General features: G+C 58.9%; 12 protein-coding genes. 8 read left to right on the top strand and 4 right to left on the bottom strand.

From position 1 onward, the window contains the following. The 3 genes from ABL922_RS09805 to lepB form a co-directional block, all read right to left on the bottom strand. A partial coding sequence (locus tag ABL922_RS09805) for a GTPase (RefSeq protein WP_349024032.1) occupies nt 1-295 on the bottom strand: 295 nt, incomplete at its 3' end. Beyond that, nucleotides 292-960 carry a ribonuclease III gene (gene rnc / locus ABL922_RS09800; protein WP_349024033.1) on the bottom strand — a complete coding sequence of 223 codons (669 nt, stop codon included), beginning with the start codon at nt 958-960 and terminating at the stop codon, nt 292-294. The genes rnc and ABL922_RS09805, both read right to left, overlap by 4 nt. Continuing rightward, nucleotides 957-1,844, bottom strand: coding sequence for a signal peptidase I (lepB, locus tag ABL922_RS09795; protein ID WP_349024031.1), 888 nt, complete (start codon nt 1,842-1,844; stop codon nt 957-959). Before lepB ends, rnc begins: the two co-directional genes overlap by 4 nt. A gap of 85 nt (nt 1,845-1,929) precedes the next feature. On the opposite strand from lepB, the gene pgi reads away from it, so the two are divergent. From pgi to ABL922_RS09780, 3 genes are all read left to right on the top strand, one after another. After that, the gene (gene pgi / locus ABL922_RS09790) at nt 1,930-3,426 is read left to right on the top strand and encodes a glucose-6-phosphate isomerase (protein ID WP_349024030.1); all 1,497 of its coding nucleotides are present in this window, start codon (nt 1,930-1,932) and stop codon (nt 3,424-3,426) included. 83 nt (nt 3,427-3,509) lie between these two features. Then, nucleotides 3,510-4,853: a glutathione-disulfide reductase gene (gorA, locus tag ABL922_RS09785; RefSeq protein WP_349024029.1), complete on the top strand. Its 1,344-nt coding sequence runs from the start codon at nt 3,510-3,512 to the stop codon at nt 4,851-4,853. Between the two features lie 55 nt (nt 4,854-4,908). After that, on the top strand, nt 4,909-5,925 hold the full coding sequence (locus ABL922_RS09780) for an aldehyde reductase (protein ID WP_349024028.1): 1,017 nt from the start codon (nt 4,909-4,911) through the stop codon (nt 5,923-5,925). An 86-nt stretch (nt 5,926-6,011) separates the two neighbouring features. Here the strand turns inward: ABL922_RS09780 and ABL922_RS09775 are convergent, their stop codons facing one another. Then, entirely contained in the window at nt 6,012-7,415 is a 1,404-nt protein-coding gene (locus tag ABL922_RS09775) for a short-chain fatty acyl-CoA regulator family protein (protein WP_349024027.1), read from the bottom strand. Between the two features lie 110 nt (nt 7,416-7,525). Between ABL922_RS09775 and ABL922_RS09770 the strand changes: the two genes are divergently transcribed. The 5 genes from ABL922_RS09770 (at nt 7,526) to scpA (ending at nt 13,002) form a co-directional block, all read left to right on the top strand. Continuing rightward, nucleotides 7,526-9,058: an acyl-CoA carboxylase subunit beta gene (locus ABL922_RS09770; RefSeq protein ID WP_349024026.1), complete on the top strand. Its 1,533-nt coding sequence runs from the start codon at nt 7,526-7,528 to the stop codon at nt 9,056-9,058. Between the two features lie 12 nt (nt 9,059-9,070). Next, nucleotides 9,071-9,307: a hypothetical protein gene (locus tag ABL922_RS09765; protein WP_349024025.1), complete on the top strand. Its 237-nt coding sequence runs from the start codon at nt 9,071-9,073 to the stop codon at nt 9,305-9,307. 3 nt (nt 9,308-9,310) lie between these two features. Further along, nucleotides 9,311-9,751, top strand: coding sequence for a methylmalonyl-CoA epimerase (gene mce / locus ABL922_RS09760; RefSeq protein WP_349024024.1), 441 nt, complete (start codon nt 9,311-9,313; stop codon nt 9,749-9,751). 169 nt (nt 9,752-9,920) lie between these two features. Beyond that, nucleotides 9,921-10,706, top strand: coding sequence for an enoyl-CoA hydratase-related protein (locus ABL922_RS09755; protein ID WP_349024023.1), 786 nt, complete (start codon nt 9,921-9,923; stop codon nt 10,704-10,706). A 178-nt stretch (nt 10,707-10,884) separates the two neighbouring features. Then, a complete protein-coding gene (gene scpA / locus ABL922_RS09750; protein WP_349024022.1) occupies nt 10,885-13,002 on the top strand; it encodes a methylmalonyl-CoA mutase in 2,118 nt (705 codons plus the stop codon).

Below are 13,002 nucleotides of genomic sequence, written 5' to 3'. Positions count from 1 at the left end.
CTGCACCCGCCCGCCCATCGACGACAGCCAGGATCAGGTCGGCATCTGATGCACCTTCCCATGCAGCCGCGACCATCGCACGGTCGAGCCGTCGGTTGGGCGCGAAAATACCCGGCGTGTCGACCAAAATGATCTGCGCATCACCTTCAATCGCAATACCCATCAGGCGGGTGCGCGTGGTCTGGGCCTTCGGGCTGACAATTGCCACCTTTTGCCCGACCAGCGCGTTGACCAAAGTCGATTTACCCGCATTGGGCGCGCCGATAACGGCGACATGGCCGCAGCGCTTGCTCATGTGTGTTTCTCCAGAAATGCTTTTGCGGCAGCGGTTTCGGCGGCCTGTTTGCTGTTGGCGGTGGCTGATACCGGATCGAATCCCTTGACGGTAACCGTCACTTCAAAACGCATCGCGTGCGGCGGACCTTCTCTCGAGGTCACCTCATAAACCGGCACCTTGCGATTATGCGCGGCACTCCATTCCTGCAGCGCCGATTTGGGATGCTTGGGCGCTGCCTTTGCGGATTCAAGCAAGGGTCGCCAAAAGCGTTCGATAAAGCTGCGCGCCCGATCGAGGCCGAGATCGATGTAAATGGCGCCAATCAGCGCCTCGACCATATCCCCCAGCACATAGTCACTTTCCTTCGCGCCATCATCGCGTGCCTGCTTGCCGAGCCGCATATGCGCCTGCAAACCGATTTTACGAGCTACCTCAGCGCATGTGGCACCTGAAACAAGCGCATTCAGCCGATGCGAAAGCCTTCCTTCGGGTTCGTCCGGGAAGCGCTGGAACAACATTGATGCGGATACCAGCCCCAGCACGCGGTCACCCAGGAACTCAAGCCGCTGGTAGTGCGCTTCCCCCGTGCTGCCATGGGTCAATGCTTGTTCAAACAGCTTCAGGTCAGTGGGCGTGGCTCCGATTACTTCTTCGAGCCAGTTTGAAAGATCGGACAAGGTCAGAAACCTTTGCCGACACGGTCCCAGCGGGCAGCCGAGAACCATGTCCAGGGCAATAGCCAGCGCGCCGAGCCATCAGTCGAGAAGACTACAAATTGCGCCCGTCCGACCAGATTTTCGGTCGGCACCAACCCGATCCACACGCCATCTGCCGGATAGCGACTATCGGCACTTCGATCTCGATTGTCCCCCATCAACAGCAATTGGCCTTCAGGCACTATCTTGGCTTCGGTGTCGTCGCCTTTTTGGTATGGTTCGATATCGAGCGACAGGTAGCTTTTGCCCTCGGGCAATGTCTCACGATATTGCGGATATCGACATTGCGTCCCGCCACCCTTGGCGGGCTCCTCATATTGTGGCTTCCAGCAAGGATATTCAGTGCCTTCCAATGCGGCTGCATCGCGCATGCCTTGCGTGACAGGCGTAACGAAATCGCCGACGCGAACCTTTTTCACAGGCTTGCCGTTAATCTCCAATATTCCGGCTTGCATCTGGATGACGTCGCCCGGCAGACCGATCACGCGCTTTATATAGTCGACATTGGCATCGCCCGGTGCGTGCACCACTACGACGTCGCCGCGTTCGGGCGGGTTATCGAAAATCCGTCCTTCGAACAAAGGTGGTGAAAAGGGCAGGCTGTAGCGCGAAATACCATAGGGCCATTTCGACACCAGTAGATAGTCGCCGATCAGCAGGCGCGGGTGCATCGATTCAGAGGGAATGTTGAACGGTGCGAAGACGAAGCTGCGGAATATCAGGACGATCGCCGCCAGTTTCAGCAGGAACAATCCATATTCGCGCCATTCGGAAGCGCTGCTCTTTTCAACACCGGCCGTTTCGATTTGGGTGGTTTCAGTCAATTGCGATGCCCCGACATTCGATTTCATGGTTTAGGTGCCATACGGCTCTGGCCTTCTAATGAGCGTCCGCGCTATTGGCCAGTGCCGAGATTCTCGCTGCCAAGGAAACGCCATGACTGCCAATATTTGGGCCGCAATTGAAAACACGCCTGCGAAGACGCTGGGAACTCTTTTCGATGAGGATGTCCATCGTGTCGATGGAATGACAATTTCGCAATCGGGTCTGCGTTTCGATTTTTCGAAGACGCACCTTGATGCCGGTCTGCTTGCGGCATTTGCCGAACTGGCGAAAGCGATGGACCTTGATGGCGCGCGGGAAAAGCTGTTTACCGGTGCCGTGGTCAACCCGACCGAAGGCCGTGCAGCCACGCATGTTGCCGAACGCGGAAATGGCTCTGCCGATGACGTCGCGCAGGCCAAAGCGTTGCAAAACCGGATGCGGGGCTTGATCGACATGATCGAGGCAGGGGCGTTTGGAGAGATCAAGCATATCTTGCAGATCGGCATTGGCGGTTCGGCGTTGGGACCGAAACTGCTGATCGATGCGCTCGGCCGTGATGGGCTGCGCTTTGATACAAAGGTCGTTTCGAATGTCGACGCCACCGCATTGGCCGAGGCAGTCAAGGATATGGATCCGAAGGCGACGCTTGTGGCTGTCGCCTCAAAGACTTTCACCACCACCGAAACGCTGATGAACGCTGAAAGCGCGCTCGAATGGCTGCACGACGGCGGAGTGGAAGACCCTTATGGCCAAGTGATCGCGCTGACCGCTGCACCAGAAAAGGCGATGGAATGGGGAGTCGACCAAAGCCGTATTCTGCCATTCGCAGAGAGCGTGGGCGGGCGCTATTCGCTTTGGTGCTCTATCGGCTTTCCTGTTGCCGCTGCCTTAGGCTGGGGAGCATTTGAGGAGTTGCTGGAGGGTGCCGCCGAAATGGACCGCCATTTCCGGTCAGCACCGTTGGAGGCGAATGCTCCGGTGATGGCGGCTTTCGTCGATCTTTATTATGCGCAGGTTCGCAAGTGCCAGACGCGCGCGGTTTTTGCCTATGACGAGCGACTGCGGTTGTTGCCCGACTATCTCCAGCAACTCGAGATGGAATCAAATGGCAAGTCGGTCACTGCCCACGGAGCACTGCTGGGGCGTGTGAGTGCACCGGTGACCTGGGGCGGGGTAGGGACCGACGCGCAGCACGCCGTGTTCCAGTTGCTGCATCAGGGCACGCACACGATTCCGGTCGAATTCATCGCTAGCAAGGCGCCGGGTCATGATTTCGATCCTGCCCATCACGAAACATTGCTGATCAACTGCTTTGCGCAGGGTGCAGCGTTGATGCGCGGACGCGACAGCGCGGACAAGGCGCGTAGCTATGCCGGCGACCGTCCTTCGACGACGATCCTGATGGATGACATCACGCCTTCTGCCGTGGGTGCATTGATTGCTTTTTACGAGCATCGCACCTTTGCCAATGCGGTGTTGCTGGGTATCAATCCGTTCGATCAGTTCGGGGTGGAACTGGGCAAAGAAATCGCGCGCGGAATAGCGGAAAATGGCGCCGTAGGATTTGATCCGTCCACCAGCGCGTTGATTGCAGCTGCTGGCTTGTAACAATCCGGGCTTTAACGCTGAACAGCATTTTCGATTGGCATTTCGGCCAAGGCATCGCCATTTGGCATGCAAAGGAATGAGATATGGTTTTTGATTTTGACCTGTTTGTCATCGGTGCAGGCTCCGGCGGGGTTCGGGCGGCGCGCATAGCATCGTCGCACGGTGCACGCGTGGCGGTCGCCGAAGAGTTTCGCGTTGGCGGCACCTGTGTGATCCGCGGCTGTGTGCCGAAGAAGCTGCTCGTTTATGGCTCTCACTTTGCTGAGGATCTGGCCGATGCGCAGCGTTTTGGCTGGAACACCGAAGGTGCGACATTTGACTGGAAAGTCCTGCGCGACAATGTCGCGGCCGAGGTTGACCGGCTTGAAGGGCTTTATGGCCAGACGCTGGGCGGAGCAAAGGTGGAGATTTACCACCAACGTGCGGTCATCGCGGGCCCGAACCTGATACGGCTCGCCGATGGCAAAGAGATCAGTGCCGCCAATATCCTGATTGCGACCGGGGCGTGGCCTTCGATACCCGATATCCCGGGCGCGGAATATGGCATCACTTCGAACGAAGTATTCCACCTCGAAAACCTGCCCAAGCGCGCAGTGATTGCAGGTGCTGGCTACATCGCCAACGAATTTGCCGGAATCTTCAACGAACTCGGTGTCGAGGTGACTCTGGTGACGCGCGGTGACAAGATGCTGCGCAGCTATGATCAGGAAATCGTCGAGAAACTGATCGGGATCAGCCGCGAAAAGGGCATCGACATCCGTTTCGACTTCAAATGCCCTGCCATCCGCAAACAGGCGGACGGTTCGCTTTTGGTGGAGAGTGGCGACGGCACCGATGTGGAAACCGATCTGCTACTGTTCGCGATTGGGCGCGTTCCCAAGACCAAGGGTCTGGGGCTCGAAGCCGTTGGCGTTGCGCTCGATAAGGACGGGGCCGTCGTCGTGGATGAATATAACCGCACCAATGTGCTGGGCATCTATGCGGTCGGCGATGTCACCAACCGCGTGCAATTGACCCCGGTAGCCATCCGCGAAGGCCACGCTTTTGCCGACACCGTGTTCGGCAACAACCCACGCACGATTGACTATGGCACAATCCCAACTGCTGTCTTTGCCAACCCGCCTATTTCGGGCGTTGGGATGACTGAGGAGGAAGCACGCGCCAAACTCAGTGACGTCAAAGTCTATAAGAGCGATTTCCGCGCGATGAAAAATGTCCTCGCCGGGCGGAACGACCGTGCGCTCTACAAGATGGTTGTCGACGGCGCGACGGACAAGGTTGTGGGCCTGCATCTGATCGGGCCGGACAGTGCGGAAATTCTGCAGGCGGCGGCGATTGCGGTGAAGGCGGGGCTGACCAAACAGGCGTTTGACGATACCGTCGCACTGCATCCCAGCATGGCCGAAGAGCTCGTCTTGATGAAATAAGTCTGGTTGCGAACTGCCACCTGTCTGCTACTTCTCCACCAACAGGAGAAGGCAGATGACAGGACGGGTTTTTGTATCAGGTGGAAGTGGCTATATCGCAGGCTTCCTTATCCGGCAGTTGATCGCCGAGGGCTGGACGGTCAACACCAGCATCCGCAATCTGGGCCGTGAAGCCGAAGTGCGGGGCTGGCTGAATGTTGACAACAGCAAGCTCAAATTCTTTGCAGCGGACCTGATAAGCGATGATGGCTGGGCCGAAGCAATGGCCGGATGCAGCCATGTCGCGCATGTCGCCTCTCCGCTGCCATCAAACGCACCCAAGAGTGATGATGAGCTGATCGTTCCTGCGCGCGAAGGCGCCTTGCGCGCGCTGCGTTTTGCCCATGCGGCAGGTATCAAGCGCTTTGTCATGACATCGTCGGTCGCGGCGATCGCCTATGGTCATGGCAAGGGCAAACAGCATTTCAGCGAAGCGGATTGGACCAATGTAGATAGCCCGGACGCCTATGCCTATGTGAAGTCCAAGACTATCGCTGAGCGCGCGGCGCGCGACTGGGTGGCGACCAATGCACCCGAGATGGAATATGTGACCGTCAATCCCTCGCTGGTTCTCGGCCCATTGCTGGCCGCAGATTTTTCGACTTCGCTTGAGGCGATCAAGAAATTGCTCGACGGATCAATGCCCGGCATTCCCAATCTCGGTTTTTCGGTGGTCGATGTGCGCGATGTCGCCGATTTGCATGTCCGGTGCCTCAACGCACCCAATTTGGCAGGCGAGCGTTTCGTGGCTGCAGGGCCCTTCCTTTGGATGCGTGAGGTTGCGGCGATCATGAAAGAGGGCCTTGGCGCGGACGGGAAGAAAGTGCCCACCCGTGGATTGCCCAATTTTCTAGTCCGGCTGTCTGCGCTGTTCGATCCGGTTATACGTCAGGTTGTTGGCGAGCTCGACAATGTCCGTGACACTTCGGCGCAACATGCCAAGGATGTGCTCGGCTGGCAAACGCGCGATCCGAAGGAAAGCATCCTCGATACTGCACGCGATATGATCCGTCTGGGCCTGGTAAAGGCTTAGTGAGGTAGAGCTTTAAACCGTGGTGCTGAACCTGTCGAAGCACGCCCAGAAGAAAAGCGCCCGTCGACAGGCTCAGAGCTTCGGTTTTATTGTATCCGGTAAGGCACCACATTTCGCCGGTCCGGGTCGACGATGATTTCGCGGTCGCTCGGTGGAAAGGCGCGCTGATCACAGTCAGGGCGTGGGCAAAGCCGGCAACTTATGCCGATGGGCGTGGCATTGCGCCCGGTCAGATCCAGTCCATCAGCATAGATAAATTCGCGTGCATAGTCGATTTCGCAGCCTAAGGCGACGGCGTAGCGGCGCGGGGCGCGGTCGTAGCTGCCCGATGGTTTCACCAATCCCTTGGCCATCGAGACATAGCGCACTCCGTCGGGTGTCTCGGCGAGCTGGACAAGGATACGGTCGGGAATGGCGACCGCTTCATGCACGATCCATAAAGGGCAGGCCCCGCCAAATCGCGCGAATTGCAGACGGGTGGCGCTGTGCCGCTTGGTGATGTTGCCCGCCATGTCGACGCGGCAGAAGAAGAAGGGCACGCCACGGGCATTGGGGCGTTGCAGCGTCGAGAGCCGGTGGCACGCTTGCTCAAAGCTGACGTTGAAGGATTGGCACAGCCGGTCAATGTCATGCCGCACCGCACGCGCCTCTTCACGAAAGCGCCGATAGGGCATCAGGATCGCGCCTGCGGCATAATTGGCGAGGCCGATAGATAGCAATTGGCGCGAGGCGGGGGTGCGCAGCTTGGCCGCCTCCACGACCTGGCTGATTTCGTCGCGCAAAGCCATCGCCGCCAGTTGGTGGGCAAGCTGGAACCGGCGACTTTCGGCGGGCTGGCTTTGGTCGATGACCAGATGCCCCATTTGCGGGTCGAAATCGCGTAGCCCGGCATTGTGCGAATAGAGCAGCGAGATGGAGAGCGCGTTGCGCAGGTAAAGCTCTAGTCCCTCAATGGCGGGCGTCAGTTGAGCACCGCGCAATTTGTCGCCCAGCGCTTCTGCGGCGCGGTCTAGGATATCGACATAATTGCCCGAATTGTGGAACCAGTCGCGCACTTCCTCCCACGGCAGACGCGAGCCACCGGCATTGTCACTGGACAAGGCTTCATCGACAATCTGCAGTCGCTGTCCGGCATGGAGATAGGCCTGATGCAGTGCGACAAACTGGTCGGCAAGCGCAGGTTGCTGCTCGGCAATACGCGCCAGCTGTTCGGGCGATAGCGGACTAGCGAACAACGGGTCTGCTGCAGCCTCTTTCAGCGCGGCGGCGCGGCGGGTGGCGGAATCTTCTTCATCGACATCCCAGTCGAGCGGGAAGTCGCGTGCCAATATTTGCAGCAGGGCAGGGGTCAGCGGACGATCATCATGCTCGATCTGTGAGAGGTAGGAGACCGAAATGCCAAGCCGTTCAGCCATCTCCGCTTGCTTTAAGGCGTGAGAAATTCGCAAATTGCGAAGTCGCTCTCCGGCAAAGATACGGCGCTTGGACATTCCGCATCCATAATTTGCAAACTATAACTTTGCAACTTTGCAATTTCACATTGGACAATCGCCTTTTGCAGCGCCAGACAGCAGGCTTGTCATTTTGCGAAGGGGTGTAAATGTCCGCAAATATCGCCGAAATGGAGAAGCGCCGCGCGCAAGCTATGCTGGGTGGTGGGCAAAAGCGTATCGATGCGCAGCACGCCAAGGGCCGCCTGACGGCGCGCGAGCGGCTGGATATATTGCTCGACGAAGGCAGTTTTGAAGAGATCGACATGTATGTCGAACATAACTGCACCGATTTCGGCATGGAGGAGCAAAAGATCCCCGGCGATGGCGTGGTCACTGGCAGCGGCACGATCAACGGCCGCCTTGTCTATGTCTTCAGCCAGGATTTCACCGTCTTCGGCGGCTCGCTGTCCGAACGCTTTGCACAGAAGATGTGCAAGGTGATGGATATGGCGATGAAGGTCGGCGCGCCCGTCATCGGCCTGAACGACAGTGGCGGCGCGCGTATTCAAGAGGGCGTGGCTTCGCTTGGTGGCTATGCCGAGGTGTTCCAACGCAATACGCTCGCCTCGGGCGTTATCCCGCAGATCAGCCTGATCATGGGGCCGTGCGCGGGCGGCGCGGTCTATTCACCGGCGATGACCGACTTCATCTTCATGGTGAAAGACAGCAGCTATATGTTCGTCACCGGCCCCGATGTGGTGAAGACGGTGACCAACGAAGTTGTCACGCAGGAAGAATTGGGCGGCGCGACCACACACACCACCAAATCAGGCGTCGCCGACAATGCGTTTGAAAATGACATCGAGGCGCTGCTCGCGGTGCGCGATTTCTTCGATTACCTGCCCGAGAATAACCGCAGCGGTGTACCCGAGCGGCCGACCAATGATCCGTGGGACCGGATTGAGCATAGCCTCGACTCGCTGATCCCGCCCAATGCGAACCAGCCCTACGATATGAAGGAGTTGATCCGCAAAACGGTCGACGAAGGCGAATTCTTTGAAGTGCAGCCGAACCATGCGGGCAATATCCTGATCGGCTTTGGTCGTGTGGAGGGCCGCACTGTCGGTATCGTTGCCAATCAGCCGATGGTGCTGGCGGGCGTGCTCGATATCAACAGCAGCCGCAAGGCAGGGCGCTTCGTCCGTTTCTGCGACGCCTTTGAAATCCCGATCATCACCTTTGTCGATGTGCCCGGCTTCCTGCCCGGCACGGCGCAGGAATATAATGGCATCATCAAGCATGGCGCAAAGCTGCTCTTCGCCTATGCCGAAGCGACCGTACCCAAGATCACCGTCATCACCCGCAAGGCCTATGGCGGCGCGTATGACGTGATGGCTTCAAAGCACCTGCGCGGCGATTTGAACTATGCCTGGCCCACCGCAGAAATCGCGGTGATGGGCGCGAAGGGTGCGGTGGAAATCATCTTCCGCAGCGACATTGGCGATCCCGAAAAGATCGCCGAGCGCACCAAGGAATATGAAGACCGCTTCGCCAACCCCTTCGTCGCGGCGAGCAAGGGCTTTATCGACGAGGTCATCCACCCGCATTCAACGCGGCGCCGGATAGCACTGGGGCTTCGCAAACTGCGCAACAAGCAGTTGGAGAATCCCTGGAAGAAGCATGACAATATTCCGTTGTGATGTGACTAGATCATGAGTGGATTACAGATAGGTGGTGCCTTCATCATCGGGATGACTTTGCTAAACCTCTTCGCGCGGTTCGATATAGGTTCATGGTATATTGGTCCAAATACCTATGAAGATCCGACTGAAAAGGGCGATAGAGATAGAGTGTATCGCGACAAAGATAGAGAGGGATTCAATATGGTTGCGACTTCAGAAACGATCGGTGGATTGGCCTTAGGCGTCGCCATGTTGGTAGTGGGGTAAAAAATGAAATTAGGCCGTCTCAACCATATCGGCGTCGCAACGCCTTCCATCGCGGACAGCATCGTCTTTTACCGCGACGTAATGGGCGCTACGAAGATCCATGTGCCGTTCGACCTGCCCGAACAGGGCGTGAAGGTCTGCTTTGTCGATACGCCCGGCGCAGACGGCGCGCTGAACGGCACGCAGATTGAACTGGTCGAACCGCTGCCCGGCAACACCAGCATCGCAGGCTTCCTTGAGAAGAACCCCGCCGGTGGGCAGCACCATATGTGTTACGAAGTGCCGGATATCCACGTCGCCAAGGCCGAATTTGAGGAACTGGGCAAACGCGTGCTGGGCGAGCCGCGCATCGGCGCGCATGGCACGCTGATCTTCTTTGTGCATCCGCGCGACATGGGCGGGGTGCTGACCGAAATTATGGAAACGCCGACGGAGGCGCATTGATGCAATTCCCCCCTCCTCTTTAGGGGAGGGGCAGTGAGACTTGGGATTGCGCTAGCAAGCCCTAGTCGCAGCGGGGTGGGGTCTTTTGGCCTTTCGCAACGCTGACAGACACCACCCCCTCCCCTGAAGGGGAGGGGCTAAAGAAATCGAGAGAGGAAACGGAGAGACAATGACCTACGAAACCATCCTGACCGAGCGCAAAGGCGACGTATTGGTCATCACGCTAAACCGCCCCGAACGGCTGAACGCAGCCTCGATCCCGCTGGCCGAAGAATTGGGCGCTGCCTTTTACGATCTCGATGGTGCGCGCGCCGTGCTGATCACCGGCGCGGGCAAGGGCTTTTGCTCGGGCGCGGATCTTGCCGCGCGCGGTGAAGCGAGCGCTATCCAGCAAAAGGGCGGCAGCCATCGTGCGCTGCAAAATTACTACAACCCGCTGGTCACGCAGATCCTGCGCTGCCCGGTGCCCGTCATCACAGCGGTCAACGGTGCTGCTGCGGGTGTGGGCTGCTCAATCGCTCTGGCGGGTGATTTCGTGATCGCCGCCAAGAGCGCCTATTTCCTGCAGGCCTTCGTCAATATCGGCCTTGTACCCGACGGCGGATCGACCTGGTTGCTCGCCCGTGCCATCGGCCGTGCCCGCGCCACGCGCATGATGATGCTCGGCGAAAAAATCGGTGCGGAGCAGGCCGAGGATTGGGGCCTGATCTACAAAGCAGTCGATGACGCGACGCTGATGGACGAAGCACTGGCGCTGGCGACGAAGCTGTCGCAAGGGCCGACCGTTTCCTATTCGACGATGAAGTCCAACATCCAGACAGCACTCGACGGCACGCTGTCGCAAGTCCTGCTCGCTGAGGCCGAAGGGCAACGCATTGCGGGTGCCAGCGCCGATGCAATGGAGGGAGGCCTCGCCTTCATCCAAAAGCGCAAGGCGGAGTTCAAAGGGCGGTGATTTTCCCCTCTCCCCTTGCGGGAGAGGGTAGCGCAGACTTGCAAGCTTGCTTGCTAGTCGAAGCTGGGTGAGGGGATTTGCTCTATCGACAGGGCACACCCCCTCACCAACTCCAACTAGCCAGCGAGCTGGCAAGTTTTCGTATCCTCTCCCATCGGGAGAGGGGGATAAGGGTGAAATGGCGAATATCGACGACTGGAAAAAAGCAGCCGACAAAGAGGTCAAGGGCAAGGACCTGACCTGGCACACGCCAGAGGGCATCGCTGTGAAGCCGCTCTATACCGCGGACGATGCGGGCGATCCGGGTCTTCCCGGCTTCGCGCCGTTTACCCGTGGCGTTCGCGCGTCAATGTATGCGGGGCGACCTTGGACGATCCGCCAATATGCTGGTTTCTCAACCGCCGAGGAATCGAACGCTTTCTACCGCCGCAACTTGGCCGCCGGGCAAAAGGGGCTGAGCGTCGCCTTCGATCTTGCCACGCATCGCGGCTATGACAGCGACCACCCGCGCGTCGTTGGCGATGTCGGCAAGGCGGGGGTCGCCATCGACAGCGTCGAAGATATGAAAATCCTCTTCGACGGCATCCCGCTTGATCAGATGTCTGTGTCGATGACGATGAACGGCGCGGTCATCCCGATCCTCGCGTTCTTCATTGTTGCGGGCGAGGAGCAGGGCGTCGCCCAAGCCCAACTCGATGGCACCATCCAGAACGACATCCTCAAGGAGTTCATGGTCCGCAACACCTATATCTACCCGCCCGAGCCATCGATGCGGATCGTGTCGGACATTTTTGCCTACACCTCGGCGAACATGCCCAAGTTCAACAGCATCTCGATTTCCGGCTATCACATGCAGGAAGCCGGGGCGACGCAGGTGCAGGAGCTGGCCTTCACCATCGCCGACGGCATGGAATATGTGAAATATGGCGTAGCCAGCGGGCTGGACATCGACAAATTCGCCGGGCGCCTGAGCTTCTTTTTCGCTATCGGCATGAACTTCTTCATGGAAGTCGCCAAGCTGCGCGCTGCGCGCGTGCTGTGGCACCGGGTGATGACCAAACTGGGAGCGCAGGATGAACGCAGCAAGATGTTGCGCACCCATTGCCAGACCAGCGGCGTTTCGTTGCAGGAACAGGACCCCTATAACAACGTCATCCGCACCACGATCGAGGCGATGGCGGCGATGTTGGGCGGTACCCAGTCGCTCCACACCAACGCGCTCGACGAGGCCATTGCGCTGCCCACCGATTTTTCCGCCCGCATCGCGCGCAACACGCAGATCGTGATTCAGGAAGAAACCGGCATGTGCAATGTCGTCGATCCGTTGGGTGGCTCTTACTACATTGAGGCGCTGACGCAGGAACTGGTCGACAAGGCGTGGGAGATTATCGAGCGCGTCGAGAACGAAGGCGGCATGGCAAAGGCCGTGGCCGCTGGCTGGCCCAAGGCGATGATCGAGGAAGCTGCTGCCGCCCGTCAGGCGCGCGTCGATAAGGGTGACGACGTCATCGTCGGCGTCAACAAATACCGGCTAGCGAGCGAAGACCAGCTCGAAACGCTGGAGGTCGATAACCACGCTGTGCGCGAAGGCCAGATTGCGCGCCTGAAGAAGATGCGCGAAACCCGCGACGAGGCGAAATGCCGCGCGGCGCTGGCGGCCCTGGCCGAAGGTGCCAAGGGCAAAGGCAATCTGCTCGAACTGGCAGTCGAGGCCGCCCGCCACCGCGCCTCGCTGGGCGAGATTTCGGATGCTATGGAGGCGGCCTTTGGTCGCTATGGAACGACACCCACGCCGGTCAAAGGCGTGTATGGCGCGGCCTATGATGGCGATGCGCGCTACACGCAGGTGCTGGAGGGCGTCGCCGCCGTCGAACGCCGTCTGGGACGTAAGCCGAAATTGCTCGTCGCCAAGATGGGGCAGGATGGCCATGATCGCGGCGCCAATGTGATTGCATCGGCCTTTACCGACATGGGCTTTGACGTGGTGTCGGGCCCGCTGTTCCAGACCCCCGAAGAAACCGTGGTGCTCGCGCTGACCGAAAGCGTAGACATTGTCGGCGCGTCGAGCCTGGCCGCCGGACACAAGACGCTGATCCCCGAACTGATCAACCGCCTGCGCGAAAATGGGCGGAGCGACATCAAGGTGATCGCGGGCGGAGTCATCCCGCCGCAGGATTATGACTATCTACGCGATGCAGGGGTGCAGGGCATTTATGGTCCCGGCAGCAATGTCGTCGAATGCGCGGCCGATGTGCTGACGCTGCTCGGCCACAATATGCCGCCGCTGGGAGAATGA

Source organism: Sphingorhabdus sp., from assembly GCF_040079335.1.
Lineage (GTDB): Bacteria > Pseudomonadota > Alphaproteobacteria > Sphingomonadales > Sphingomonadaceae > Sphingorhabdus_B.
This window is presented reverse-complemented; position numbering and strand designations above follow the sequence as displayed.

Bases quoted from the DNA above. Each gene is read 5' to 3' on its own strand.
- lepB (WP_349024031.1), bottom strand. From the start codon at position 1,844: ATGAAATCGAATGTCGGGGCATCGCAATTGACTGAAACCACCCAAATC.
- pgi (WP_349024030.1), top strand. From the start codon at position 1,930: ATGACTGCCAATATTTGGGCCGCAATTGAAAACACGCCTGCGAAGACG.
- gorA (WP_349024029.1), top strand. From the start codon at position 3,510: ATGGTTTTTGATTTTGACCTGTTTGTCATCGGTGCAGGCTCCGGCGGG.
- ABL922_RS09780 (WP_349024028.1), top strand. From the start codon at position 4,909: ATGACAGGACGGGTTTTTGTATCAGGTGGAAGTGGCTATATCGCAGGC.
- ABL922_RS09775 (WP_349024027.1), bottom strand. From the start codon at position 7,415: ATGTCCAAGCGCCGTATCTTTGCCGGAGAGCGACTTCGCAATTTGCGA.
- ABL922_RS09770 (WP_349024026.1), top strand. From the start codon at position 7,526: ATGTCCGCAAATATCGCCGAAATGGAGAAGCGCCGCGCGCAAGCTATG.
- ABL922_RS09765 (WP_349024025.1), top strand. From the start codon at position 9,071: ATGAGTGGATTACAGATAGGTGGTGCCTTCATCATCGGGATGACTTTG.
- mce (WP_349024024.1), top strand. From the start codon at position 9,311: ATGAAATTAGGCCGTCTCAACCATATCGGCGTCGCAACGCCTTCCATC.
- ABL922_RS09755 (WP_349024023.1), top strand. From the start codon at position 9,921: ATGACCTACGAAACCATCCTGACCGAGCGCAAAGGCGACGTATTGGTC.
- scpA (WP_349024022.1), top strand. From the start codon at position 10,885: ATGGCGAATATCGACGACTGGAAAAAAGCAGCCGACAAAGAGGTCAAG.